This window comes from Pseudomonas sp. CYM-20-01 (genome assembly GCF_023169845.1).
Taxonomy (GTDB): domain Bacteria; phylum Pseudomonadota; class Gammaproteobacteria; order Pseudomonadales; family Pseudomonadaceae; genus Aquipseudomonas; species Aquipseudomonas azotoformans.
In genome coordinates, this window is the sequence record NZ_AP025169.1 from 4,401,149 (window position 1) to 4,424,931 (window position 23,783).

Consider the following 23,783-nt stretch of genomic DNA (forward strand, 5'->3'; position numbering starts at 1 on the left):
TTATATTAAGCGGGACGCTGGGTGATCACTTCGTCGATCAGGCCGTATGCCTTCGCCGCATCGGCACTCATGAAGTTGTCGCGGTTGGTATCGCGCTCGATTTCTTCCAGGGTGCGCCCGCTGTGCTTGGCCATCAACGTGTTGAGACGCTCGCGGATAAACAGGATCTCCTTGGCGTGAATCTCGATATCCGACGCCTGGCCCTGGAAACCGCCCAGTGGCTGGTGAATCATCACGCGCGAGTTAGGCAGGCAGAAACGCTTGCCCTCGGCACCGGCAGTCAGCAGGAACGCACCCATGCTGCAGGCCTGGCCGATGCAGGTGGTCGACACATTCGGCTTGATGAACTGCATGGTGTCGTAGATCGACATGCCCGCTGTTACCGAACCGCCAGGGGAGTTGATGTAGAGATGGATGTCCTTGTCCGGGTTTTCCGCTTCAAGGAACAGCAGCTGCGCACAGATCAGGTTGGCCATGTAGTCCTCTACGGGGCCCACCAGAAAGATCACTCGCTCCTTGAGCAGGCGCGAGTAGATGTCGTAGGCGCGTTCGCCACGAGCGGACTGCTCGACAACCATCGGGACCAGGCCGCCAGCGGCCTGGATATCAGAGTTCTGCTGAATATAGGAATTACGGAACATGCTCTGCAGTTACTCCCAAATAGTCATGTCTTGAAAACGCATAAGCCAGCGCGAGGCTGGCTTATGGTTGAATTTCCAACGAGTTGGACAATCAGTCGGCTTGTGCTGCTTCCGCCGGTTTGACTGCTTCTTCGTAAGAGACCGCTTTATCGGTCACCTTAGCCTTCTGCAGAACAGTATCCACAACTTGTTCTTCCAGCACAACCGAACGCACTTCGTTCAGTTGCTGATCGTTCTTGTAGTACCAAGCCACGACCTGCTCAGGCTCCTGGTAGGCCGAAGCCATTTCCTGGATCATTTCGCGAACGCGATCTTCGTCTGGCTTGAGGTCGAACTGCTTGACCACTTCAGCCACGATCAGGCCCAGCACGACGCGGCGCTTGGCTTGCTCTTCGAACAGCTCGGCCGGCAGTTGGTCAGGCTTGATGTTGCCACCAAACTGCTGAACAGCTTGAACGCGCAGGCGATCCACTTCGTTGGACAGCAGGGCCTTAGGCACTTCGATCGGGTTGGCGGCCAGCAGACCGTCCATGACCTGGTTCTTGACCTTGGATTTGATGGCCTGGCGCAGCTCACGCTCCATGTTCTTGCGAACTTCGGTGCGGAAACCTTCGATACCGGTTTCCTTGATACCGAATTGCGCGAAGAATTCTTCGTTCAGCTCTGGCAGCTTAGGCTCGGAAACGGTGTTGACGGTCACGGTGAACTCGGCGGCTTTGCCAGCCAGGTCCAGGTTCTGGTAGTCAGCAGGGAAAGTCAGGTTCAGAACGCGCTCTTCGCCGGCTTTGGCGCCAACCAGGCCGTCTTCGAAACCCGGGATCATGCGGTTGGAACCCAGCACCAGCTGAGTACCCTTGGCGGAGCCGCCAGCGAAGACTTCGCCGTCAACCTTGCCAACGAAATCGATGTTCAGCTGGTCTTCGTTCTGGGCAGCACGGTCGACCACTTCGAAACGAGTGTTCTGCTTGCGCAGGATTTCCAGCATGTTGTCCAGGTCCGAGTCAGCCACTTCGGCGCTCAGGCGCTCGATGGCGATACTCTCGAAACCGGCCACTTCAAACTCAGGGAACACTTCGAATACAGCGACGTATTCCAGATCTTTGCCTGCTTCCAGGGACTTAGGCTCGATCGACGGCGAACCCGCCGGGTTCAGCTTTTGCTCAGTGACCGCTTCGTAGAAAGAAGCCTGGATCACGTCACCCACAGCTTCCTGGCGCGCATCGGCACCAAAGCGGCGCTTGATTTCGCTCATTGGCACTTTGCCTGGACGGAAACCAGCGATCTTGGCCTTCTGGGCAGTCTGCTGCAGACGCTTGTTGACCGCAGTCTCGATACGCTCAGCCGGCACGGTGATGCTCAGGCGACGCTCGATAGCAGTAGTATTTTCAACAGAAACTTGCATGGATATTCCTCGTTGCACAGACGTTAGCCGGCCATTTCCGACCCCAATCAAGGGCATGCATTCTAGTGGGTCAAACTCAAGAAGTCACCCTACTGCAAATACACCCGAAAACAGCCAGCAATTTATCGGTACGAAGGCACTGATGCACCCCGCCCCGGTGACAAATACAGCCCATCACGCCAGGGCTCTGCGCCGCCCCTTCTATATATAGAAGAAGTCGTCATCCATCTCCCTGACGGCCAACCCTTCAAACGGGACTGGCAGGCAGCGCAGCATCATCGAGATACATAAATACGACGAAACGCCCTGCCGTTGCGACCCAGTGACTGCGACCGCGGAATATTCGAACCGCTAAAACCAAAAAAGGCGCCAGACTGTTAAATCTGGCGCCTTTCGAATATGGGGTGGACGAAGGGGATCGAACCCTCGACAACGGGAGTCACAATCCCGTGCTCTACCAACTGAGCTACGCCCACCATATTGCGTTAACAAAGAAACCAAACCACTTCTTTGTCTAGCCTTACCCTGCTTATCAACGAGGCGAAGCTTTATTTGGTGCGGATGAAGAGACTCGAACTCTTACGCCTCGCGGCGCTGGAACCTAAATCCAGTGTGTCTACCAATTCCACCACATCCGCGCTTGAAGCTCTTAAAGCAAAGGCGCCAGACGATTAATCTGGCGCCTTTTAAAATATGGGGTGGACGAAGGGGATCGAACCCTCGACAACGGGAGTCACAATCCCGTGCTCTACCAACTGAGCTACGCCCACCATCTGACGCTACTTGTGCCAAAGCTGCCTAATGGCGCACCCGGCAGGACTCGAACCTGCGACCATCCGCTTAGAAGGCGGATGCTCTATCCAGCTGAGCTACGGGCGCCTTATTAATCTGTACTCTTGGAGGATTACAAACTAAGTGCTTCCAGCCTTGCAGAACAACACGCTATTCTGCTCGACCTTCTTAACCAGTGCTAGGCTGTGCCCGACAAGTGCGACGAATAGTATAGACGCCCTCCAAACCCGTCAAATCTTTTTTGAAAAAAATTCATTTTATTTAAGGGGTTAGGGCAATTTGCAGACCAAGCGCCTTTGCCCTCACGCCTTGGCATGCGAGAATGCGCGCACTTTTCTTCCCCCTCTCGATGGTTAATCACGCGTAATGACTGCACAACTTATCGACGGCAAATCAATCGCCGCCAGCCTGCGCCAGCAGATCGCCAAACGAGTCACCGAGCGCAGCCAGCAAGGCCTGCGCACGCCTGGCCTCGCGGTGATCCTGGTCGGCAGCGATCCTGCCTCTCAGGTTTATGTCTCGCACAAGCGTAAAGACTGTGAAGAGGTCGGCTTTATTTCCAAGGCCTACGACTTGCCTTCCGAGACCACCCAGCAGGCCCTTACCGACCTGATCGACGGTCTCAACGACGACCCGAAGATCGATGGCATCCTGCTCCAACTGCCTCTGCCCGAGCACCTGGACGCCTCCAAGTTGCTGGAGCGCATTCGCCCGGACAAAGATGTCGACGGCTTCCACCCTTATAACGTCGGCCGCCTGGCCCAGCGTATCCCGCTGCTGCGCCCATGCACGCCGAAAGGCATCATGACCCTGCTGGAAAGCACCGGTGTCGACCTGTACGGCCTCGACGCCGTGGTTGTCGGCGCATCCAACATCGTCGGTCGCCCGATGGCCATGGAACTGCTGCTGGCCGGCTGCACCGTGACCGTTACCCACCGCTTCACCAAGGATCTCGCCGGTCACGTCGGCCGCGCCGACCTGGTCGTGGTTGCCGCCGGCAAGCCGGGCCTGGTCAAGGGTGAGTGGATCAAGGAAGGCGCCATCGTCATCGACGTGGGCATCAACCGCCAGGAAGACGGCAAGCTGGTCGGCGACGTGGTGTACGACACCGCCCTGCCCCGTGCCGGCTGGATCACCCCGGTACCCGGCGGTGTCGGTCCGATGACGCGCGCCTGCCTGCTGGAAAACACGCTGTACGCCGCAGAGACCCTGCACACCTAATAACCGGGCGTACTGAAAAAGCCCTGCCTTATCGCAGGGCTTTTTATTGCCCGCAATAAATCCTGTTTTTTCTTAGTTTTTAAGAACTTTCGTCCGGTTCTAGAAGAACATTCGACAGTTTCTGATCCATACTCCTAAAATGTAACGGCATTTATCCAAAACCCGTTTCCGAACGGTATTTCCTTACTTTTTAGCGAGTTCATCCGCGTGAAAATTCGTCTCTCTATTGTCAGCCTATTTTTTGCGTTTACAGGCACCTTCGCTCACGCCGCCGAAACCACCCAGGCCCCGCGTGACACCTCCAAACTGCAAATCGCCTCCGGCAGCGCCATGCTGGTAGATCTGCAGACCAACAAAGTCATCTACTCCAGCAACCCGGATGTGGTGGTGCCCATTGCCTCGGTGAGCAAGTTGATGACCGGCCTGGTGGTACTTGAAGCCAAACAGAACATGGATGAGTACATCGACATCAACATCAAGGACACGCCGGAAATGAAAGGCGTGTTTTCCCGCGTGAAAATCGGCAGCGAGATGCCGCGTAAAGAAATGCTGCTGATCGCGCTGATGTCCTCGGAAAACCGTGCCGCCGCCAGCCTGGCGCACCACTATCCGGGCGGCTACCCGGCGTTTATCGCCGCGATGAACGCCAAGGCCAAGGCGCTGGGCATGACCAGCACTCACTATGTGGAACCCACCGGCCTGTCGATCCACAACGTGTCCACCGCCCGGGACCTGAGCAAATTGCTCGCCGCCGCGCGTCACTACCCGTTGCTCAGCCAGTTGAGCACTACCAAGGAAAAGACCGTGTCGTTCCGCAAGCCCAACTACACCCTGGGCTTCTCCAACACCGACCACCTGATCAACCGCGCCAACTGGGACATCAAGCTGACCAAGACCGGCTTCACCAACCAGGCCGGCCACTGCCTGGTGCTGGTGACCAGCATGGGCAACCGCCCGGTGTCGCTGGTGATCCTGGATGCTTTCGGCAAATTCACCCACTTTGCCGATGCCAGCCGTATCCGCAATTGGGTTGAAACCGGCAAGAGCGGGTCGGTGCCGGATGTGGCGTTGCGCTACAAGGCCGACAAGAACCTGAAAAATCGGCCGAATGCTGCAGAAGCGCGTCGATAACCAACCATTAAAAAACGGCGCTTGATAGCGCCGTTTTTTATTTGCGCTCCGCCAACACCTTCAGCGCCTGGGCCGCCGCCCGCTCCTGCCCGGCCTGGGCCGTCGCGTTAGCCGCATCCCGCCAGCGCTGCGCGTCGACATTGGCTGGCAACTGGCTCGGGCGCTGGGTGAGGATTGCCCAGTTTCCGGCACTTTTCCATTTTGACTCGAAGTCGCCGAAGCTCATCAACAGGCGCCGATCCATGCCTGAGCGCAGCAACACCGTGCTTTTCTGCTGATTGAACCCCACCACTACCACGTAGTGCGCGTCAGACCACAGCCCGCCGCCAATCCGCGCCATCACCGGATAACCCGCCGCCACCTGCGCCAGCACCACCGTCAACTTTGCATCGAGCGGGTACACCATCAGCCCGTACTCACGCGCCAGCACCTGCATGTTGCGCTCAAGGTCCGCTTCACCGCCCGGCAGATGCAGTGGCTTATCCAGCAACCCCGGTGTCATGACAATGCCTTGTTGCGACAGCATGCTGGCTAACGATGTAGGACCGCTCTGATAAGCCTCGCTGCGAAAGGTCGGCACGCCATTGAGTTCGACTCGCTCCGGCAGGCCCGCCAGCCTCGACGGTGCGGAGGAACAGGCCGCGAGGCCCAGGGCACAAGCAATTAACAAGGATGTTTTCAGGTTCGACCGTAACCGCAATTTTCTACTCTCTTGATCGACTGCCGGTAAGGGCCCTGATCATAGCCCAATCGCGTTTATGCAGGGGCCTTGGATATAGCAAAGAAGTTGGTTGGACTCGACCATTGGTCAATAGCAGGCAACCGCCCGGCAGCTAGACTGTCCATTGAGAAGACTGTGTGTGCCCGTAGGGGCGAAAGGAGGCCCGAATGAGCCTTGCAACGACGATTTTACTGCTGATCTGCGGTTGGCTGGCGGTAGCCGGCGCCATGTTGTGGGGGGTGTTGCGTATTACCCGCCGGCACCATCACCCCCACGCCAAACCCGTTGCACCCGCCAAGCCTCACAAGGCCGCGGTGCATCACGCCTAGCCTGGCATGCAATTGAAGTCCTGCGTTGCCGCGACTTCCTTGCCGTGGCCATCCATCAAGGAGGCGCGCACGGTGGTGCCCAGGCTGGATTCCACCAGGGTGTAGTGCTCACCCGCCTTGAAGTGCTTGTACTCGACACGTCCCTGGCAATCCTGTTGGTTGTCATCACCCGGCTCTTCCTCGAACAGCGTCACATCCAGGCGATGATCACCAGGTGTCACCTCAAAAAAGCGCCCGTCATCCACGCGCTTACCGTCTACCCGCTCGGCCATCAGGTCATTCGGCGCTTCTTCTTTCAGACCAATCCACGCTTCGCTCGGGTCAGCCTTGGGGATCGGGCCGGCGCATGCCGACAACAACAGCACAGCACCGAGGGCAGGAATCAACAATAAAGGTTTGAGTGACATGGCAGGGCTCCAAAACAGGACAAGGCGTCCAATGGGTTGCAAGCTTGAGGAGCAGCCCTTTGTAGAACAAATGAATACATATGAAACGATCTTCAGCCCTTACCTAAATGTTCCTTCACCTGGCTGAAAGGTGCGTGTTAGGTGGGTCGCGTGAGACTGCCGGGGTTTGCAATCCTGCTCCTTTCGGAGGTTTCACGCATGCTCGGGCTGGTAAAGACCGCACTGCAAAAGCCATACACCTTTATCGTGTTGGCCATCTTCATCTGCATCATCGGGCCAATGGCGGCCCTGCGTACCCCTACTGATGTTTTCCCGGATATCGGCATCCCCGTGGTCGCCGTGGTCTGGCAGTACAACGGCCTGTCGCCGGACGCCATGGCCGGCCGGGTGATCTACACCTACGAACGCTCCCTGAGCACCACCGTCAACGACATCGAACATATCGAATCGCAATCGCTGCCCGGCATGGGCATCGTCAAGATCTTCTTCCAGCCCGGCGTGGATATCCGCACCGCCAATGCCCAGGTGACGGCGGTTTCACAAACCGTGCTCAAGCAAATGCCACCCGGTATCACGCCGCCGCTGATCCTCAACTACAGCGCCTCTACGGTGCCGATTCTGCAAATGGCGTTTTCCAGCCCCAGCCTCTCGGAAGCCAAGATCCGCGACCTGGTGCAGAACAACATCCGCCTGCCCCTCAGCGCCCTGCCCGGCCTGGCCATGCCGACGCCGATGGGTGGCAAGCAACGCCAGATCACCCTCGACCTCGACCCGCAAGCGCTGGCTGCCAAAGGTTTGTCGGCGCAGGACGTCGGCAACGCACTCGCGCTGCAAAACCAGATCATCCCGGTGGGCACCGCCAAACTCGGCCCCAACGAATACACGATCCTGCTCAACAACAGCCCCAAGGCCATCGATGAACTCAACGACCTGCCGATCAAGACCGTCGACGGTGCGCTGATCACGATTGGCCAGGTGGCGCACGTGCGTGACGGCTCGCCACCGCAGACCAATATTGTGCGCGTCGACGGCCACCGCGCCGTGCTGATGCCGGCGCTGAAAAACGGCAGCATTTCCACCCTGTCGATCATCGACGGCATCCGCCAGATGTTGCCGCGCATCAACGAAACCCTGCCGCCGTCGCTGAAGACCTCGCTGCTCGGCGACGCATCGGTGTTCGTCAAGCAATCGGTGGGCAGCGTGGCCCAGGAAGGCATCATTGCCGCGCTGCTGACCAGTGCGATGATCCTGCTGTTCCTCGGCAGCTGGCGTTCGACGCTGATCATCGCCGCGTCGATTCCCCTGGCCGTGCTCTCGGCCATCGCGTTGCTGGCGGCCAGCGGGCAAACCCTCAACGTGATGACCCTGGGTGGGCTGGCGCTGGCGGTGGGCATCCTGGTGGACGACGCCACGGTGACCATCGAAAACATCAACTGGCACCTGGAACAAGGCAAGGCGGTGAAGACCGCGATCCTCGACGGCGCCGCGCAGATCGTCGGCCCGGCGTTCGTCTCGCTGCTGTGTATCTGCATCGTGTTCGTGCCGATGTTCTTGCTACAAGGTATCGCTGGCTACCTGTTCCGGCCGATGGCCCTGGCGGTGATCTTTGCCATGGCCAGTTCGTTCATCCTCTCGCGCACGCTGGTGCCGACCCTGGCGATGTTCCTGCTCAAGCCGCACACGCCGGAGCCAGGCGCCGGGCATCACCCGGAAGATGAATTCATCAACCACCACGAGGGTGAACAGCACCCGAAACCGCGCAATCGCGTGCTGCAATCGGTGCTGAATTTCCAGCAGGGCTTCGAGCGTCACTTTTCGACTATCCGCGACACCTACCACGGCCTGCTGACCTTGGCCCTAGGCAACCGCAAGCGTTTTATCGTCGGCTTCCTGGCCTGTGTACTCGCGTCGTTCCTGCTGTTGCCAAGCCTGGGCCAGGACTTCTTCCCGGCCACCGACGCCGGCGCCCTCGCCCTGCATGTGCGCTTGCCACTGGGCACGCGTATCGAAGAAAGCGCCGCGGCCTTCGACCGTATCGAAGCGCGGATTCGCGAAATCATCCCCGCCGAAGAACTGGACACCATCGTCGACAACATCGGCATTCCGCTCAGCGGCATCGACATGGCCTACAGCAGCAGCGGCACCATCGGTCCGCAGGATGGCGATATCCAGGTCACCCTGAAAAAAGACCATGCCCCCACCGCCAACTACGTGAAAAAACTGCGTGAAGCCTTGCCGGAAAGCTTTCCCGGCAGCCACTTCGCCTTCCTGCCGGCGGACATCAGCAGCCAGATCCTCAACTTCGGCGCCCCCGCCCCGCTGGACGTGAAAATCTCCGGGCGCAACGACGAAGAGAACCGCGCCTATGCGGTAGAACTGGAGCGCCGCCTGCAGCATGTCCCCGGCATCGCCGACCTGCGTATCCAGCAGTCCACCGGTTACCCGTCGCTGCAGGTGAATGTCGACCGCCTGCGTGCCAATGGCCTGGGCATCACCGAGCGTGACGTGACCAACAGCATGGTGGCGTCCCTCGCCGGCAGTTCCCAGGTGGCGCCGACGTTCTGGCTCAACCCGGCCAACGGCGTGTCCTACTCCATCGTCGCAGCCACCCCGCAGTACCGCCTCGACAGCCTGCCTTCCCTGGAAGCCCTGCCGGTGACCGGTGCCGACGGCCAGTCGCAGATCCTCGGCGGCGTAGCCACCATCTCCCGCGTGCAAAGCCCGGCGGTGGTCACCCACTACAACATCGAGCCGACCCTGGACCTGTACGCCAACGTACAAGGCCGCGACCTCGGCGGCGTGGCCCGCGACGTGCAGAAAGTGCTGGATGACACCGCCTCCATGCGTCCCAAGGGCGCGGTGATCAGCCTGCATGGGCAGATCGATGCGTTGCATGAGGCGTTCAGCGGCCTGAGCTTTGGCCTGCTCGGTGCGGTGGTGCTGATCTACCTGCTGATCGTGGTCAACTTCCAGTCGTGGGTCGACCCGTTCGTGATCATCACCGCCTTGCCGGCGGCGCTGGCGGGGATCGTGTGGGTGCTGTTCCTCAGCGGCACGTCCTTGTCGGTGCCGGCACTGACCGGCGCCATCCTGTGCATGGGCGTCGCCACGGCCAACTCGATCCTGGTGGTGAGCTTCTGCCGCGAACGCCTGGCCGAACATGGCGATGCGCTCAAGGCAGCGCTGGAAGCCGGCTACACGCGCTTCCGTCCGGTGTGCATGACCGCCCTGGCGATGATCATCGGCATGTTGCCCCTGGCAATTTCCGAAGAGCAGAACGCCCCGCTTGGCCGTGCGGTGATCGGGGGGTTGATTCTCGCCACCACCGCCACCCTGTTGTTTGTTCCCGTGGTCTTCAGCCTGGTCCACGGTCGTCATCCTACCCGCGCAGTTGCTGGAGAAAGCCCACATGTCGTCTGATCACAAACCCTCGCGCAAGCGTCTGATGCTCATGGGTGTCGGCGGCCTGACCCTGGCCGCCCTGTTGGTCGCCAACGGCCTGCACGCCCGCACCTTGCACGAACAGTCGGTCACCGCCTGGACCGAGACCGCCGCCATCCCGCAGGTGATGGTGTTCCAACCGCAGCAGAACGCGGCCGGCGATACCCTGCGCCTGCCCGCACACTTGGAAGCCTGGAGCAAGGCGCCGATCCATGCCCGGGTCAGCGGCTACCTCAAGGACTGGAAAGCCGACATCGGCACCCAGGTCAAGGCTGGCCAGGTCCTCGCCGAGATCGACAGCCCGGACCTCGACCAGCAACTGGCACAGACCCACGCACGCCTGGTGCAGGAACAGGCCAACGCACGCCTGGCCGCCACCACCGCCACGCGCTGGCAGAACCTGCTGGCCAGCCACTCGGTGTCGCGCCAGGAGGCCGATGAAAAAACTTCCAATGCCGCCGCCGCCAAAGCCAACGCCGAGGCCGCCGCGGCCGACTACGCCAGGCTGACCGCACTGGAAAGCTACAAGACGATTCGCGCGCCGTTCGCCGGCACCATCACCGCACGTAACACCGATATCGGCCAGTTGATCAAGGCCGACACCGACAGCGACCCGGAACTGTTCAACATCGCCGACACCCACCAACTGCGCCTGTATGTACCGGTGCCGCAGAACTACGCGGCGGTCATCCACCCTGGCCTGGAAGCCGAGCTGACGGTACCCGAGCATCCCGGCGAGCACTTCAAGGCGCGGCTGATCGGCGACTCCACCGCCATCGACCGCCGTTCCGGCACCCTGCTCGCGCAGTTCGTGGCCGACAACCCCAACGGCGAGTTGCTGCCCGGTGACTATGCCGAAGCGACCCTGCCGATCCCGGCGGACACCCATGGCGTGAGCATTCCGGCCAGCGCGTTGATCTTCCGCGCCCAGGGCACGCAAGTGGCGGTGCTGGATGCGCAGAATAAGGTGCACTTGCAGGACATCCATATCGGCCTCGATCTCGGTGAACGCCTGGTCATCGACCAAGGCCTGAAACCCGCCGACCGTGTGGTCGACAACCCGCCCGACGCCCTGCGCGAAGGCGACCCGGTGCAACTGGCCGACGCCGCTGGAGGTTCGCATGCGCCCAAGGCTTAAGCCCCTCGCTGCACTGATGCTGCTGGCTCTACAGGGTTGCTCGATGGCGCCCACCTACAAGGTGCCGCCGATTGACCTGCCTGCGAACTACCGCGAGCAGACCAGCGACGGCCCCTGGCACAGCGCGCAACCGTCCGATCAACTGGCACCCGAATGGTGGCAGCTCTACCACGATTCACGCCTGAATGACCTGCAACAGCAACTGCTCAAGGCCAACCCCGACCTGGCGGCGGCACTGGCACACTTCGACGCGTCCCAGGCGTATGCCAGCCAGCTACATGCCGGCCTGTTCCCGCAGATCACCGCCAGCGCGCAGCCGTTGCGCCAGCGCCAATCGGATTCACGGCCGCTGCGGGGGACCACGCAGCCGTCGGTGTACAACAGCAATACAGCGGGTTTCTCGCTGAGTTACGACCTGGACCTATGGGGCAAAATCCGCAACCAGGTGGCGGCCGGCGATGCCCAGGCGCAAGCATCGGGGGATGACCTGGCGGTGGCGCGCCTGAGCTTGCAGCATCAACTGGCGAGCCTGTATGTGCAGCTCAATGGGCTGGATGCACAGGCGCGGATCCTCAACAGTTCGCTGGATGATTTCAGCCAGGCGCTGCAACTGACCCGCAGCCGGTACGAGGGCCAGATTGCTTCAGAGCTGGACCTGACGCGTGCACAGAACCAACTCGCCGAAGCCAAGGCGCAACTGGATGAAGTCCGCGGGCAACGCAACCTGACCGAGCATGCCATCGGTGAACTGGTGGGCGTGGCGGCCAGCGATTTCTCCCTGCCGCCGAGCCCGCAATTGATTGCACTGCCGGGCATCCCATCGCAGCTGCCAAGCCATCTCCTGCAACGTCGACCGGACATTGCAGCGGCGGAACGGCGGGTGTTTGCGGCCAATGCGAACATAGGTGTAGCGAAGGCTGCGTGGTACCCGGATTTCAGCCTGACCGGGTTGATTGGCGGGCAGACGCAAGGCGTCGGCAACCTGCTGTCCGCCGGCAATCGCTATTGGGCGCTGGGGCCGCTGGTGAATCTGCCGATCTTTGACGGAGGCCGCCTGAGCGCCAATGAGCGCCAGGCCAAAGCCGAATTCGAAGAGGCATCGGCGCACTACCGCAGCCAGGTGCTGAAGGCCGTGCGCGAGGTGGAAGACAACCTGGGGCAACTGCGGGATTTGCAGCAGGAAGCGCAGGATGAACAGGCGGCGGCGGATGCGGCAGAGCATACACAAGCCTTGGCGATGAACAGCTATCAGGCCGGGGCCGTGAGTTATCTGGATGTGGTGACCGCGCAGACGGCGGCGCTGCAGGCGCAAAGGACGTTGCAGGCGGTGCAGACGCGGCAGTTGCAGGCGAGTGTGGGGTTGGTGACGGCGCTGGGTGGTGGCTGGCAGCCGGGTGCTTGATAAGGTGGGTCAGTCACATAACTGTCAACTGAACTACCGCAATCGGGGGCAAGCCCCCTCCCACACTTGTCCTGTGCCAGACACACAATGTATGAACGCCGCAGAACTAATGTGGGAGGGGGCTTGTCCCCTTCCACCCTGCTCCTGTGCCAGACACACAATGTATGAACGCCGCAGAACCAATGTGGGAGGGGGCTTGCCCCCGATGGCGTTCTTCCAGACACATCCTGCCAAAAGCCAGCCCGTCAGCCTTTTACACACCGATCTAGCCTCTCTGAACACACCTTGAGAGGGCCAGGGAATGGCAGATTTACCCGCTTCACATCGGCTGCGCATCGGACGCTTCAGCGAACCCAACCGCATCTACCTGATCACCACCAACACCCACGAACGCCTACCGATATTCAGCGACTTCCACCTCGGTCGACTGGTGGTCTGGCAGTTTCGCCTGGCTCAGTACCGAGGGCTCGCAAACTCGCTGGCGTGGGTGATCATGCCTGACCACTTTCATTGGCTTATTGAGTTGAAAAAAGGCTCGTTGGCGGACCTGATGCGGCAGGTAAAATCCAAGAGCACGCGGTCCGTCAACGGCCTAAGCGGACGCAAGGGAAGACTCTGGCAGGAAAGCTTCCATGACCGGGCACTGCGCAAGGAAGATGATCTAGTGAAGATGGCGAGGTATGTAGTGGCCAATCCATTGAGAGCAGGCCTGGTGAAAAAGATCGGCGACTACCCATTGTGGGATGCCATCTGGATCTAACATCACACACTGTTCAAATGTGGGAGGGGGCTTGCCCCCGATAACAGGGTGACTGACCCACCGCTATCGGGGGCAAGCCCCCTCCCACATTTTTTTCTACCGTATTTCAGGCGGCTAACTTGCCGCTGGCGATTGCGGCGGAAGCTGCCACCATTGCGCGTAATAGAACCGCACACCCAGCAGCCAGGTCATCCGGCGCGGCATTCTCGATTTCGTTATGGCTGATGCCCCCTTCACACGGCACGAAGATCATCCCCGCCGGGCCAAGTTCGGCGACGAAAATTGCGTCGTGCCCTGCCCCACTGACGATGTCCATGTTCGACAAGCCCAGGCCATTCGCCGCATTGCGCACCGCGTCTACGCAGCCCTGATCGAAATACAGCGGCGGGAAGTCAGCGGTGGGCTCCATCTCGAAACTCAGCCCATGCTTGGTGCAGGTGTCCTCAATGACCTTGCGCACCTCACTGATCATCGAGTCCAGGCGGGCCGGCTCCAGGTGACGAAAATCCAGGGTCATGCGCACTTCACCGGGAATGACGTTGCGCGATCCCGGATAAGCCTGCAGGCAACCTACCGTGCCACATGCATGAGGTTGGTGCCCCAATGCAGCTGCGTTCACCGCCGCCACCACCGCTGCCGCGCCCACCAGAGCATCCTTGCGCAGGTGCATCGGCGTCGGCCCCGCATGCGCTTCAACCCCCCGCAGTTTCAGGTCGAACCACTTCTGCCCCAAAGCGCCGAGCACCACACCAATCGTCTTCTTCTCATCCTCAAGGATCGGCCCTTGTTCGATATGCGCTTCGAAATACGCACCTACCTTATGCCCGCTCACAGGCCGCGAGCCCGCATAGCCAATCGCATTCAGCGCATCGCCCACGCTGACGCCATCCACATCGACCTTGGCCAAGGTATCGGCCAGGGTGAATTTCTCGGCAAACACCCCCGAGCCCATCATGCATGGCGGAAAACGCGAGCCTTCTTCATTGGTCCACACCACCACCTCCAACGGTGCCTCGGTCTCCAGCTTGAGATCATTGAGCGTACGCAGCACTTCCACTCCCGCCAGCACACCAAAACAGCCATCGAACTTGCCGCCGGTGGGCTGGGTGTCGATATGGCTGCCGGTCATCACCGGCGGCAGGTTGGGGTTGCGTCCGGGGCGGCGGGCGAAGATGTTGCCGATGCCGTCGATGGTCACGGTGCAACCGGCGTCTTCGCACCACTGCACGAACAGGTCGCGGGCCTTGCGATCCAGATCAGTGAGGGCCAGGCGACACACACCACCCTTGGGCGTGGCGCCGAGCCTGGCCAGGTCCATCAGCGATTGCCACAGGCGGTCGCGGTTGATGTGCTGATCGGTGGATTGCAGAACGTCCAGGGCAGCGTTCATGGGGATCTCCTCAGGCTACATTTTTTCTTATGGATTGACGGTGACCGGCGTGGCCCCGCGCTTGGCATTCAGGCCGTAATACAACAACCCACCCAGCGCCGAACCGGTAAACCAGCCATAGCTGTAGAACCAGCTGAACGCATCGCTGCCCAACGACAGCAAGGTCAGCACCACCGGCACGCCGAACGCGATGAAACCGCTCCAGTTCCATGCCGGGTACAGGTCATCGCGATACAGGCCGGCCAGGTCGAGTTGCTGTTTGCGCGTGATGAAATAGTCCACCACCATGATCCCGGCGATCGGCCCCAACAGGCTGGAATAGCCGAGCAACCAGTTGGAGTAGACGGTCTCCAGGCTCACATCGGAAACAATCAGGCCGAGTTTTTTCAGCAGCTCATGGGCCATCAACGCCAGCCCGACCAGGCCGGTGAGGATCACCGCCGTGGTGCGGTTGATCAGCTTGGGCGCGATGTTCTGGAAGTCGTTGGTGGGCGAGACAATGTTCGCCGCGGTGTTGGTGGACAAGGTGGCGACGATGATCAGCGCCATGGCCACGGCCACCCACACCGGGCTCTGGATATGCCCGATCAGGGTCACCGGGTCGGACACGCTGACGCCCACCAGTTTCACCGAAGCGGCGGTCATGATCACGCCGAGGGCGGCGAACAGGAACATGGTCAGCGGCAGGCCGAAAATCTGCCCGAGGATCTGGTCCTTCTGGCTTTTGGCGTAGCGGCTGAAGTCAGGAATGTTCAGTGACAAGGTAGCCCAGAACCCCACCATCGCGGTGAGCCCGGCCATGAAGTAACCGGTGAGGCTCGCACCCTCGGGACGCTTGGGCGGGATCGCCATCAATTCGCTGATCGACACGTTGGGCATCGCCCACACCAGCAGGCCGATCCCCACCGCCACCAGCAACGGTGCCGACAGGGTTTCCAGGCGCTTGATCGACTCGGCGCCACGCAGCACCACCCACAGGTTCAGGCACCAGAAAATCATGAAACCGATCACCTCGCCGGTGCCGCCAAGGGACTTCCACCCCTCGAAGATCGAGCCCAGGAACAGGTGGATCGCCAACCCGCCAAACATCGTCTGGATACCGAACCATCCGCACGCCACCAGTGCCCGAATCAGACACGGCACGTTCGAACCGAGGATGCCAAACGACGAACGCAACAGCACCGGAAACGGTATGCCGTACTTCGTGCCAGGGAACGCATTGAGGGTCAGCGGGATCAGCACCACGATGTTCGCGAGCAGGATCGCCATCAGCGCCTCGCCCACCGACAACCCGAAATACGCGGTGAGCACCCCGCCCAACGTGTAGGTCGGCACGCAGATCGACATACCGACCCACAGCGCAGTGATGTGCCACTTGTTCCAGGTGCGTTCGTGCACCTTGGTCGGTGCCATGTCGTGGTTGTAGCGAGGGCTGTCGAGGACGTCGGGGCCGGCGTCGAGTTCGTACAGGCCGTTGCGTTCAATGACTTGCGATCTGTTCTGTTGCATGGCCGCTCCACGGTTTTTTCGAATTATTGTTGCGCGCCTGCAGGTGTGTGCAGGCGGCCGGAGTACCTCGTAAACAACATGACATCACGGGCCCGGCCAGCCGCCTCTGCACTCAATAACCGTGCCGACAACCGTTACCGCACCCTCACCGCTTATATAACGTGCTGATGTTTATCAGCTTTCCGATTGAACCTTCGGTACTTGCCGCCTTACTCAGGCTAAATAATGCGGAAGTTGCCCGAACCATCAGGACTCAATCTGGTGCAACACAATTATTTTTATTTCCCCTGCCCGTCAAGAGGCATGTCTCAAGCGTCTGATTTGCAATAAGAAATGTTGCTCAATTTAAGAACCTGTCAAGTGCGTCAAAATGGTGAGAGGCCGCTACATTTTGGTGATTATTGATTTTTATACTTATAAATCAATAACTTAAATTCAGTATAAGCTTATAAAAAATCTTCTTGCCCAATCTAAAAACTCGGGCTAGTTTCTATTCCTGTCACCGATGACAGGAATTAACCGACCATCGGCAAGCAGCACTACAACACTTAGAACTGGCACAAGCCGGTCAAGCCTGTGAGGAACTCGACATGTCGCTGTTGATCCGTGGCGCCACCGTTATTACCCATGATGAAAGTTACCGCGCCGATGTGTTGTGCGCAGGCGGTCTAATCCGGGCCATTGGTACGAACCTGGATATTCCCGCCGGCACTGAACTAATCGATGGCAGCGGCCAATACCTGATGCCCGGCGGCATCGACCCCCACACCCATATGCAATTGCCCTTCATGGGCACCGTGGCCAGTGAAGACTTTTTCAGCGGTACGGCGGCGGGCCTGGCGGGAGGCACCACGTCGATCATCGACTTCGTCATTCCCAACCCGCAGCAATCCTTGCTGGAGGCGTTTCACCAGTGGCGCGGCTGGGCGGAAAAGTCGGCCTCTGACTATGGCTTCCACGTGGCGATCACCTGGTGGAGCGAGCAGGTTCGCGAGGAAATGGCCGAGCTGGTCAGCCACCACGGCATCAACAGCTTCAAGCATTTCATGGCCTACAAGAACGCAATCATGGCGGCGGACGACACCCTGGTCGCCAGCTTCGAGCGCTGCCTGGAACTGGGCGCGGTGCCCACCGTGCACGCGGAAAACGGCGAGCTGGTGTATCACCTGCAACGCAAGCTGATGGCCCAGGGCATCACCGGGCCGGAAGCGCACCCGCTGTCGCGTCCGTCGCAGGTGGAAGGCGAAGCCGCCAGCCGCGCGATCCGCATTGCCGAGACCCTCGGCACGCCGTTGTACCTGGTGCACGTCTCCACCAAAGAAGCGTTGGACGAGATCACCTACGCCCGTGCCAAAGGCCAACCGGTCTACGGTGAAGTCCTCGCCGGCCACCTGTTGCTGGATGACAGCGTCTACCAACACCCCGACTGGCAGACCGCCGCCGGCTACGTGATGAGCCCGCCGTTCCGCCCACGCGGGCACCAGGATGCACTGTGGCACGGCCTGCAATCGGGCAACCTGCACACCACCGCTACCGACCACTGCTGCTTCTGCGCCGAGCAAAAAGCCGCCGGGCGTGACGACTTCAGCAAGATCCCCAACGGCACCGCCGGTATCGAAGACCGCATGGCGCTGTTGTGGGACGAAGGCGTCAACACCGGGCGTCTGTCGATGCAGGAGTTCGTGGCGCTGACCTCCACCAACACCGCGAAGATCTTCAACCTCTACCCGCGCAAAGGTGCGATTCGTGTCGGCGCGGATGCCGACCTGGTGTTGTGGGACCCACAGGGCACGCGGACCATTTCGGCCAAGACCCATCACCAGCAGGTCGACTTCAACATCTTCGAAGGCAAGACCGTACGCGGCGTGCCCAGCCACACCATCAGCCAGGGCAAGCTGGTCTGGGCCGATGGCGACCTGCGCGCCGAGCGCGGGGCCGGACGGTATGTGGAGCGGCCGGCGTATCCGCCAGTGTTCGAGCAGTTGAGCAGGCGGGCTGAGCATTCCAGGCCAGTAGCTGTGAAGCGCTGAGACCGCTATCGGGGGCAAGCCCCCTCCCACATTGACCCCATTCCAACAGGATCAACGCGGTCAAGTGTGGGAGGGCGCTTGCTCCCGATGAGGCCAGTGCAAGCAACAAAAAAACCACTGCCCATCAGAGGCAGCACCTCAATAACCGTGAGGCCAACACCGTGATCCAGACCCTGACCCACCTCCCCCATCCCGTTGAGGATGGCGCCACCCTCGCCAGCCATTTCACCGACCTGGCCCCCCCCCTCAACGCTCGCCAGGCCCAACTGGAAGCCTCGCGCTGCCTGTATTGCTACGACGCGCCCTGCGTGAACGCGTGCCCCAGCGAAATCGATATCCCGTCGTTCATCCGCAACATCCACACCGAAAACGTGCAAGGCGCGGCGCAGAAGATTCTCTCGGCCAACATCCTCGGCGGCAGCTGCGCGCGGGTGTGCCCTACCGAGATCCTGTGCCAGCAAGCCTGCGTGCGTAACAACGCCGAAGAATGCGCTCCGGTGCTGATCGGCCTGTTGCAACGCTACGCCATCGACAACGCGCACTTCAGCGAACACCCCTTCCATCGCGCCGCGCCTACCGGCAAGCGGATTGCCGTGGTCGGTGCCGGGCCTGCCGGACTGGCCTGCGCCCATCGCAGTGCGTTGCACGGCCATGATGTGGTGATCTTCGAAGCCCGGGAAAAAGCTGGTGGCCTCAATGAGTACGGGATCGCCAAATACAAATTGGTGGACGACTTTGCGCAGAAGGAGCTGGATTTCCTCTTGCAGATCGGCGGCATCGAGATCCGCCACGGCCAGCGCCTGGGGGACAACCTCACGTTGAGCGAACTACACCAGCAATTCGATGCAGTGTTCCTCGGCCTCGGCCTTGCCGCGAGCAAACAACTCGGTTTGGCGAATGAAGACGCCCCCGGCCTGCTCGCCGCCACCGACTACATCCGCGAACTGCGCCAGGCCGACGACCTCACCCAACTGCCCCTGGCCGACCGCTGCATCGTGCTCGGCGCGGGCAATACCGCCATCGACATGGCCGTGCAAATGGCCCGCCTCGGCGCCCGCGATGTGAACCTGGTGTACCGCCGGGGCCTGGCGGACATGGGCGCCACCCACCACGAACAGGCTATCGCCAAGGCCAATCAGGTGCGCCTGCTGACCTGGGCCCAGCCCGAAGCCGTGCTGCTGGATGACCTGGGGCATGTACGCGGCATGCGCTTCCTGCGTACGCGCATGGAAAACGGCCGCCTGCACCCTACCGGTGAAACCTTCGAACTGGCCGCAGACGCGATCTTCAAGGCCATCGGCCAGGGTTTCGACAACGAGGCGCTGCACGACCCGCTGGCCGAGCAACTGCACCGCGTCGGCGAACGCATTTTCGTCGACGAGCAGCTGCGTACCAGTGTTCCCGGGGTGTACGCCGGTGGCGATTGCGTCAGCCTCGGCCAGGACCTCACCGTGCAGGCGGTGCAACACGGCAAGCTGGCCGCTGAAGCCATGCACGCCCAACTCATGCTGACTGTGGAGGCTGCGTAATGACCGATCTCTCGATTGTGTTCGCCGGTATCAAGGCCCCCAACCCATTCTGGCTGGCCTCCGCGCCGCCCACCGACAAGGCCTACAACGTGGTCCGTGCCTTTGAAGCCGGCTGGGGTGGCGTGGTGTGGAAAACCCTCGGCGAGGACCCGGCGGCGGTCAACGTGTCGTCCCGCTACTCGGCGCACTACGGCGCCAACCGGGAAGTACTGGGCATCAACAATATCGAGTTGATCACCGACCGCTCCCTGGAGATCAACCTGCGGGAAATCACCCAGGTGAAAAAGGACTGGCCCGACCGTGCGCTGATCGTGTCGCTGATGGTGCCGTGCGTCGAGGAATCCTGGAAAAACATCCTGCCGCTGGTTGAAGCCACCGGCTGCGACGGTATCGAGCTGAACTTCGGCTGCCCCCACGGCATGCCCGAACGCGGCATGGGCGCGGCGGTGGGCCAGGTACCGGAGTACGTGGAGCAAGTGACGCGCTGGTGCAAGACGTACTGCTCGCTGCCGGTGATCGTCAAGCTCACGCCGAACATCACCGACATCCGCGTGGCAGCGCGAGCGGCGTACCGTGGCGGTGCGGATGCGGTGTCGCTGATCAACACCATCAACTCCATCACCAGCGTGGACCTGGAGCGCATGGTTGCCCTGCCGATAGTCGGCACCCAGAGCACCCACGGCGGCTACTGCGGTTCGGCGGTGAAGCCGATTGCGCTGAACATGGTCGCCGAGATCGCCCGCGACCCACAGACCCAGGGCCTGCCGATCTGCGGCATTGGCGGCATCGGCAACTGGCGCGATGCGGCGGAGTTCGTCGCCCTGGGCTGCGGCGCGGTGCAGGTGTGCACGGCGGCGATGCTGCATGGGTTTCGGATTGTGGAAGAGATGAAGGACGGACTGTCGCGCTGGATGGACAGCCAAGGCTACAAAAGCTTGCAGGAATTTTCCGGACGGGCGGTGGGTAATACGACGGATTGGAAGTACCTGGATATCAACTACCAGGTGATCGCCAAGATCGATCAGGCAGCCTGCATTGGCTGCGGGCGTTGCCACATTGCCTGTGAGGATACGTCGCACCAGGCCATTGCCAGTCTGAAACAGGCGGATGGTACGCATAAATATGAGGTGATCGATGATGAGTGCGTAGGCTGCAACCTATGCCAGATCACGTGCCCGGTGGCCGAATGCATCGAGATGGTGCCGATAGATACCGGCAAGCCGTTTTTGAATTGGACGCAGGATCCGCGGAACCCCTATCGGGAGGCTGTGTAGGCAAACCTGTGGTGAGCGGGCTTGCCCCGCGCTGGGCTGCGAAGCGGCCCCAAATCAGGCACTGAGTTCTGTCTGAAGGACCGAGGTGTTTTTATTGGGGCTGCTTCGCAGCCCAGCGCGGGGCAAGCCCGCTCACCACAACAACCAGCGTCACCATAAGGCTCAAGGCTCCAACCCAATCCCCCGCAAGATCACACTGGTCACCGTCTGGATCGCCTTCTCGAACTGCATATCCGACAACGGCTGGTGATCATTCAAAATCTTCACCTGGTGATCAAAGTCCGCATAGTGCTGGGTCGAGGCCCAGATCATATACAGCAGGCTCGACGGCTCCACCGGCAGGATGCGCTTGTCCTCCACCCACTGGCGAATCTTCGCTTCCTTCATCTTGGCCCAGTCGTACAGGCTTTCATCCAGCGCCTCACCCAGGGTCGGCGCGCCGTGGATGATTTCGTTGGCCCAGACTTTCGAACCATACGGCCGCGTGCGCGAGCGCTGCATCTTGGCGCGGATGTAGCTGCTGAGCACCACCCGGGGGTCATCGAAGGTCTCGAAACTCAGGGCGTCCTGCTTCCACACTTCCAGCAGGTCGAACAGCACGGCGCTGTACAGCTCGCTCTTGGTGGTGAAGTAGTAATGCAGGTTGGAGCGCGGCAGTTGCACTTCTTCAGCTATGTCGGCCATGGCGGTGCTGCCGTAGCCTTTTTCGGCGAAGATTTTCTCCGCGGCCAGCAGGATTTTTTCGACGTTGACCCGACGAATTCCGATCTTGTGATTGCCCATAAGGGCTCCCTGACAACAACTTGGCTTAAAGACTACCATCGGCTCTAGATCGGGGCGACAGGCCATAGTGAAACTTCTGACGCGAACCTTTCCCCCGGAAATCGGATTGGTTAGGATCGCGGTCCCCATGAAGGATCATTGCAATGACTATTCGACCTCGTGTGGCCACCGACGACCCCGTGCTGGGAGCACTGTGGGAACGCTCGGTGCGCGCCACCCATGACTTCCTCCCCGAGGATGAAATTCAACGTTTGCTGCCCCTGGTACGCGACACCTACCTGCCGATGCCTGCCCTGGAAGTGTGGGTGTATGAAGATCAACAAGGCATCGCCGGTTTTATCGGTACCGGCGGGAACAATGTGGAGATGCTGTTTATCGACCCCGAGCGTCGTGGCCAGGGCATCGGCCGCCAGTTGCTGGACCACGCCCGTGCCCGTCACGACACGCTCACCGTCGATGTAAACGAACAAAACCCACAAGCCGTGGGGTTCTACCTGCACTATGGTTTTATCCAGGTCGCGCGCTCGCCGCTGGATGGCGAAGGCAAGCCCTTTCCCTTGCTGCACATGGCTCTACCGACTCCCTGACCCCGAAGGTATTGAACAATGTTGATCAAGAAAAGCCTCACCACCCTCGCCCTGCTCGCCTCCTTGCTCGGCGCCTCGGCAGCGTTTGCCCACGCCCACCTCAAGGCTGCGGAGCCAGCGGCCGACAGCAGCGTCGCTGCGCCCAAGGACCTGCGCCTGACCTTCAGCGAAGGCGTCGAAGCCACCTTCACCAAGGTGTCCCTGAGCAAGGACGGCACCGAAATCGCGATCAAGGGCCTGGAAACGCCGGACGCCGACAAGAAAGTGCTGGTGGTCACCCCAGCCGCCCCGTTGGCCGCCGGCACCTACAAAGTGGTGTGGAACGCGGTCTCGGTCGATACCCACAAGAGCAACGGCGAATACAGCTTCAAGGTCGGCCAGTAACCCGTGGCTACCCTGCTGGTGCTGTGCCGTTTCCTGCATTTCAGCGTCGTGTTGTTGATGTTCGGGGCCTGCGCATTCAGGCCCTGGCTGCTCGGCGCTGCACCGCAACCGGCGCTGGACCGGCAACTTGAGCGGATCACCCGTGGACTGGCCTGGCTGGGGCTGGGGTCCGGCGTCGCCTGGCTGTTACTGATCACCGCGAGCATGGCCGGCAGTTGGGACGCGGCGCTGCAGCCGGCCACGGTGCAGCTGGTGCTGGGCAAGACCTTCTTCGGCCAGGTGTGGGTGTGGCACCTGTTGCTGAACCTGCTGCTGGTGATCGTGTTGGCCAAACCCTGGCCGATGGTGCGCCTGCCAGTGATCGCGCTGCTGCTGGCGACACTGGCACCGGTCGGCCATGGCGCCATGCTGGACGGGCTCAGCGGCAGATTGCTGATCCTCAATCAGGTGGTGCACCTGGTGTGTGTCGGTGCCTGGCTCGGCGGCTTGCTGCTGTTGGTGTTGATCCAGCGCCAATCCCCGCCTGTTGCGCTGGAGCCAATCCTGCGACGCTTCAGCGGTGTGGGTTATGGCCTGGTCGCCGGCTTGCTGGTGACTGGCTTGATCAACGTGCGCGTACTCACCGGGCAACTGTGGCCCACGCCGTTATTCAACGGCTTTGCCCTGATCCTGTTGATCAAGGTGCTGCTGGTGCTGGGCATGTTGGCCCTGGCGCTGCTGAACCGGCTGCGTATCGAGCGCTGTGAAGAACGCTTGGGCAGCCTGAAGGCCAGTGTGAAGCTGGAGTGGGTGCTGGGGATTGCCGCCGTCGCCGCCGTTTCCCTCCTGGGCACCTTGCCGCCGATGCTGATGGTTGACTGAAACACACCGTCATCGGGGGCAAGCCCCCTCCCACATTGAACCTCCACACCG

Annotated in this window: 20 protein-coding genes and 4 tRNA genes; 13 read left to right on the forward strand and 11 right to left on the reverse strand. The window is 60.8% G+C overall.

Annotated elements, in window-relative coordinates:
• Positions 1 to 5: 5 nt before the first annotated feature.
• The 6 genes from clpP to M2497_RS19770 form a co-directional block, all read right to left on the reverse strand.
• Entirely contained in the window at positions 6 to 641 is a 636-nt protein-coding gene (gene clpP / locus M2497_RS19745; RefSeq protein ID WP_248482484.1) for an ATP-dependent Clp endopeptidase proteolytic subunit ClpP, read from the reverse strand.
• Positions 642 to 732: 91 nt separating this feature from the next.
• Positions 733 to 2,043 carry a trigger factor gene (gene tig / locus M2497_RS19750; RefSeq protein ID WP_248482486.1) on the reverse strand — a complete coding sequence of 437 codons (1,311 nt, stop codon included), beginning with the start codon at positions 2,041 to 2,043 and terminating at the stop codon, positions 733 to 735.
• Between the two features lie 400 nt (positions 2,044 to 2,443).
• Positions 2,444 to 2,519: transfer RNA gene (locus M2497_RS19755), tRNA-His, on the reverse strand.
• 77 nt (positions 2,520 to 2,596) lie between these two features.
• Positions 2,597 to 2,681, reverse strand: a tRNA-Leu gene (locus M2497_RS19760).
• 56 nt (positions 2,682 to 2,737) lie between these two features.
• A tRNA-His gene (locus tag M2497_RS19765) sits at positions 2,738 to 2,813 on the reverse strand.
• Between the two features lie 32 nt (positions 2,814 to 2,845).
• Positions 2,846 to 2,922: transfer RNA gene (locus tag M2497_RS19770), tRNA-Arg, on the reverse strand.
• A gap of 279 nt (positions 2,923 to 3,201) precedes the next feature.
• Between M2497_RS19770 and folD the strand changes: the two genes are divergently transcribed.
• Together folD and pbpG are read left to right on the forward strand one after the other, a co-directional pair.
• Positions 3,202 to 4,056 carry a bifunctional methylenetetrahydrofolate dehydrogenase/methenyltetrahydrofolate cyclohydrolase FolD gene (gene folD / locus M2497_RS19775; RefSeq protein WP_248482488.1) on the forward strand — a complete coding sequence of 285 codons (855 nt, stop codon included), beginning with the start codon at positions 3,202 to 3,204 and terminating at the stop codon, positions 4,054 to 4,056.
• 207 nt (positions 4,057 to 4,263) lie between these two features.
• Positions 4,264 to 5,187: a D-alanyl-D-alanine endopeptidase gene (gene pbpG / locus M2497_RS19780; RefSeq protein ID WP_071492048.1), complete on the forward strand. Its 924-nt coding sequence runs from the start codon at positions 4,264 to 4,266 to the stop codon at positions 5,185 to 5,187.
• 37 nt (positions 5,188 to 5,224) lie between these two features.
• Here the strand turns inward: pbpG and M2497_RS19785 are convergent, their stop codons facing one another.
• Complete coding sequence (locus M2497_RS19785) at positions 5,225 to 5,887, reverse strand: C39 family peptidase (RefSeq protein ID WP_248482490.1); 663 nt, start codon at positions 5,885 to 5,887, stop codon at positions 5,225 to 5,227.
• Between the two features lie 188 nt (positions 5,888 to 6,075).
• Here M2497_RS19785 and M2497_RS19790 point away from each other — a divergent pair, with 188 nt between their 5' ends.
• Positions 6,076 to 6,237: a hypothetical protein gene (locus M2497_RS19790; RefSeq protein ID WP_248482492.1), complete on the forward strand. Its 162-nt coding sequence runs from the start codon at positions 6,076 to 6,078 to the stop codon at positions 6,235 to 6,237.
• Here the strand turns inward: M2497_RS19790 and M2497_RS19795 are convergent.
• Positions 6,234 to 6,644 carry a hypothetical protein gene (locus M2497_RS19795; RefSeq protein ID WP_071493502.1) on the reverse strand — a complete coding sequence of 137 codons (411 nt, stop codon included), beginning with the start codon at positions 6,642 to 6,644 and terminating at the stop codon, positions 6,234 to 6,236. The genes M2497_RS19790 and M2497_RS19795 overlap by 4 nt on opposite strands.
• A gap of 198 nt (positions 6,645 to 6,842) precedes the next feature.
• Between M2497_RS19795 and M2497_RS19800 the strand changes: the two genes are divergently transcribed.
• The 4 genes from M2497_RS19800 to M2497_RS19815 all read left to right on the forward strand — a co-directional run bounded on the left by M2497_RS19800 (position 6,843) and on the right by M2497_RS19815 (position 13,385).
• Complete coding sequence (locus M2497_RS19800) at positions 6,843 to 10,064, forward strand: efflux RND transporter permease subunit (protein ID WP_248482493.1); 3,222 nt, start codon at positions 6,843 to 6,845, stop codon at positions 10,062 to 10,064.
• Positions 10,054 to 11,223, forward strand: a complete 1,170-nt coding sequence (locus tag M2497_RS19805; protein ID WP_248482495.1) for an efflux RND transporter periplasmic adaptor subunit — start codon at positions 10,054 to 10,056, stop codon at positions 11,221 to 11,223. The genes M2497_RS19800 and M2497_RS19805 overlap by 11 nt, the downstream gene beginning before the upstream one ends.
• A complete protein-coding gene (locus tag M2497_RS19810; protein WP_248482497.1) occupies positions 11,207 to 12,625 on the forward strand; it encodes an efflux transporter outer membrane subunit in 1,419 nt (472 codons plus the stop codon). The genes M2497_RS19805 and M2497_RS19810 overlap by 17 nt, the downstream gene beginning before the upstream one ends.
• 301 nt (positions 12,626 to 12,926) lie before the next feature.
• Positions 12,927 to 13,385, forward strand: a complete 459-nt coding sequence (locus M2497_RS19815; RefSeq protein WP_248482498.1) for a transposase — start codon at positions 12,927 to 12,929, stop codon at positions 13,383 to 13,385.
• 106 nt (positions 13,386 to 13,491) lie between these two features.
• Here the strand turns inward: M2497_RS19815 and M2497_RS19820 are convergent, their stop codons facing one another.
• Together M2497_RS19820 and M2497_RS19825 are read right to left on the reverse strand one after the other, a co-directional pair.
• The gene (locus M2497_RS19820) at positions 13,492 to 14,775 is read right to left on the reverse strand and encodes a Zn-dependent hydrolase (RefSeq protein ID WP_248482500.1); all 1,284 of its coding nucleotides are present in this window, start codon (positions 14,773 to 14,775) and stop codon (positions 13,492 to 13,494) included.
• A gap of 27 nt (positions 14,776 to 14,802) precedes the next feature.
• Positions 14,803 to 16,284, reverse strand: coding sequence for an NCS1 family nucleobase:cation symporter-1 (locus M2497_RS19825; protein ID WP_248482502.1), 1,482 nt, complete (start codon positions 16,282 to 16,284; stop codon positions 14,803 to 14,805).
• A 590-nt stretch (positions 16,285 to 16,874) separates the two neighbouring features.
• On the opposite strand from M2497_RS19825, the gene hydA reads away from it, so the two are divergent.
• The 3 genes from hydA to preA all read left to right on the forward strand — a co-directional run bounded on the left by hydA (position 16,875) and on the right by preA (position 21,117).
• Positions 16,875 to 18,314, forward strand: coding sequence for a dihydropyrimidinase (gene hydA / locus M2497_RS19830; RefSeq protein ID WP_248482504.1), 1,440 nt, complete (start codon positions 16,875 to 16,877; stop codon positions 18,312 to 18,314).
• Positions 18,315 to 18,475: 161 nt separating this feature from the next.
• The gene (locus M2497_RS19835; protein ID WP_248482506.1) at positions 18,476 to 19,843 is read left to right on the forward strand and encodes an NAD(P)-dependent oxidoreductase; all 1,368 of its coding nucleotides are present in this window, start codon (positions 18,476 to 18,478) and stop codon (positions 19,841 to 19,843) included.
• Positions 19,843 to 21,117 (forward strand): NAD-dependent dihydropyrimidine dehydrogenase subunit PreA, encoded by a 1,275-nt coding sequence (gene preA / locus M2497_RS19840; RefSeq protein WP_248482508.1) that lies wholly within the window; start codon positions 19,843 to 19,845, stop codon positions 21,115 to 21,117. The genes M2497_RS19835 and preA overlap by 1 nt, the downstream gene beginning before the upstream one ends.
• 162 nt (positions 21,118 to 21,279) lie before the next feature.
• On the opposite strand, the gene M2497_RS19845 is transcribed toward preA, so the two are convergent.
• Entirely contained in the window at positions 21,280 to 21,900 is a 621-nt protein-coding gene (locus M2497_RS19845) for a TetR/AcrR family transcriptional regulator (protein WP_025854871.1), read from the reverse strand.
• Positions 21,901 to 22,043: 143 nt separating this feature from the next.
• Between M2497_RS19845 and M2497_RS19850 the strand changes: the two genes are divergently transcribed.
• The 3 genes from M2497_RS19850 to copD are packed head-to-tail and all read left to right on the forward strand — an operon-like array spanning position 22,044 to position 23,732.
• Positions 22,044 to 22,487: a GNAT family N-acetyltransferase gene (locus M2497_RS19850; RefSeq protein ID WP_248482510.1), complete on the forward strand. Its 444-nt coding sequence runs from the start codon at positions 22,044 to 22,046 to the stop codon at positions 22,485 to 22,487.
• Between the two features lie 18 nt (positions 22,488 to 22,505).
• Entirely contained in the window at positions 22,506 to 22,871 is a 366-nt protein-coding gene (copC, locus tag M2497_RS19855) for a copper homeostasis periplasmic binding protein CopC (RefSeq protein ID WP_058426824.1), read from the forward strand.
• 3 nt (positions 22,872 to 22,874) lie between these two features.
• Entirely contained in the window at positions 22,875 to 23,732 is an 858-nt protein-coding gene (gene copD / locus M2497_RS19860; protein ID WP_248482512.1) for a copper homeostasis membrane protein CopD, read from the forward strand.
• Positions 23,733 to 23,783: the final 51 nt, after the last annotated feature.

Excerpts from the sequence above, each read along its gene's own strand:
- clpP (WP_248482484.1), bottom strand. The coding sequence starts at position 641 with ATGTTCCGTAATTCCTATATTCAGCAGAACTCTGATATCCAGGCCGCT.
- tig (WP_248482486.1), bottom strand. The coding sequence starts at position 2,043 with ATGCAAGTTTCTGTTGAAAATACTACTGCTATCGAGCGTCGCCTGAGC.
- folD (WP_248482488.1), top strand. The coding sequence starts at position 3,202 with ATGACTGCACAACTTATCGACGGCAAATCAATCGCCGCCAGCCTGCGC.
- M2497_RS19790 (WP_248482492.1), top strand. The coding sequence starts at position 6,076 with ATGAGCCTTGCAACGACGATTTTACTGCTGATCTGCGGTTGGCTGGCG.
- M2497_RS19795 (WP_071493502.1), bottom strand. The coding sequence starts at position 6,644 with ATGTCACTCAAACCTTTATTGTTGATTCCTGCCCTCGGTGCTGTGCTG.
- M2497_RS19800 (WP_248482493.1), top strand. The coding sequence starts at position 6,843 with ATGCTCGGGCTGGTAAAGACCGCACTGCAAAAGCCATACACCTTTATC.
- M2497_RS19805 (WP_248482495.1), top strand. The coding sequence starts at position 10,054 with ATGTCGTCTGATCACAAACCCTCGCGCAAGCGTCTGATGCTCATGGGT.
- M2497_RS19810 (WP_248482497.1), top strand. The coding sequence starts at position 11,207 with ATGCGCCCAAGGCTTAAGCCCCTCGCTGCACTGATGCTGCTGGCTCTA.
- M2497_RS19815 (WP_248482498.1), top strand. The coding sequence starts at position 12,927 with ATGGCAGATTTACCCGCTTCACATCGGCTGCGCATCGGACGCTTCAGC.
- M2497_RS19820 (WP_248482500.1), bottom strand. The coding sequence starts at position 14,775 with ATGAACGCTGCCCTGGACGTTCTGCAATCCACCGATCAGCACATCAAC.
- M2497_RS19825 (WP_248482502.1), bottom strand. The coding sequence starts at position 16,284 with ATGCAACAGAACAGATCGCAAGTCATTGAACGCAACGGCCTGTACGAA.
- hydA (WP_248482504.1), top strand. The coding sequence starts at position 16,875 with ATGTCGCTGTTGATCCGTGGCGCCACCGTTATTACCCATGATGAAAGT.
- preA (WP_248482508.1), top strand. The coding sequence starts at position 19,843 with ATGACCGATCTCTCGATTGTGTTCGCCGGTATCAAGGCCCCCAACCCA.
- M2497_RS19845 (WP_025854871.1), bottom strand. The coding sequence starts at position 21,900 with ATGGGCAATCACAAGATCGGAATTCGTCGGGTCAACGTCGAAAAAATC.
- M2497_RS19850 (WP_248482510.1), top strand. The coding sequence starts at position 22,044 with ATGACTATTCGACCTCGTGTGGCCACCGACGACCCCGTGCTGGGAGCA.
- copC (WP_058426824.1), top strand. The coding sequence starts at position 22,506 with ATGTTGATCAAGAAAAGCCTCACCACCCTCGCCCTGCTCGCCTCCTTG.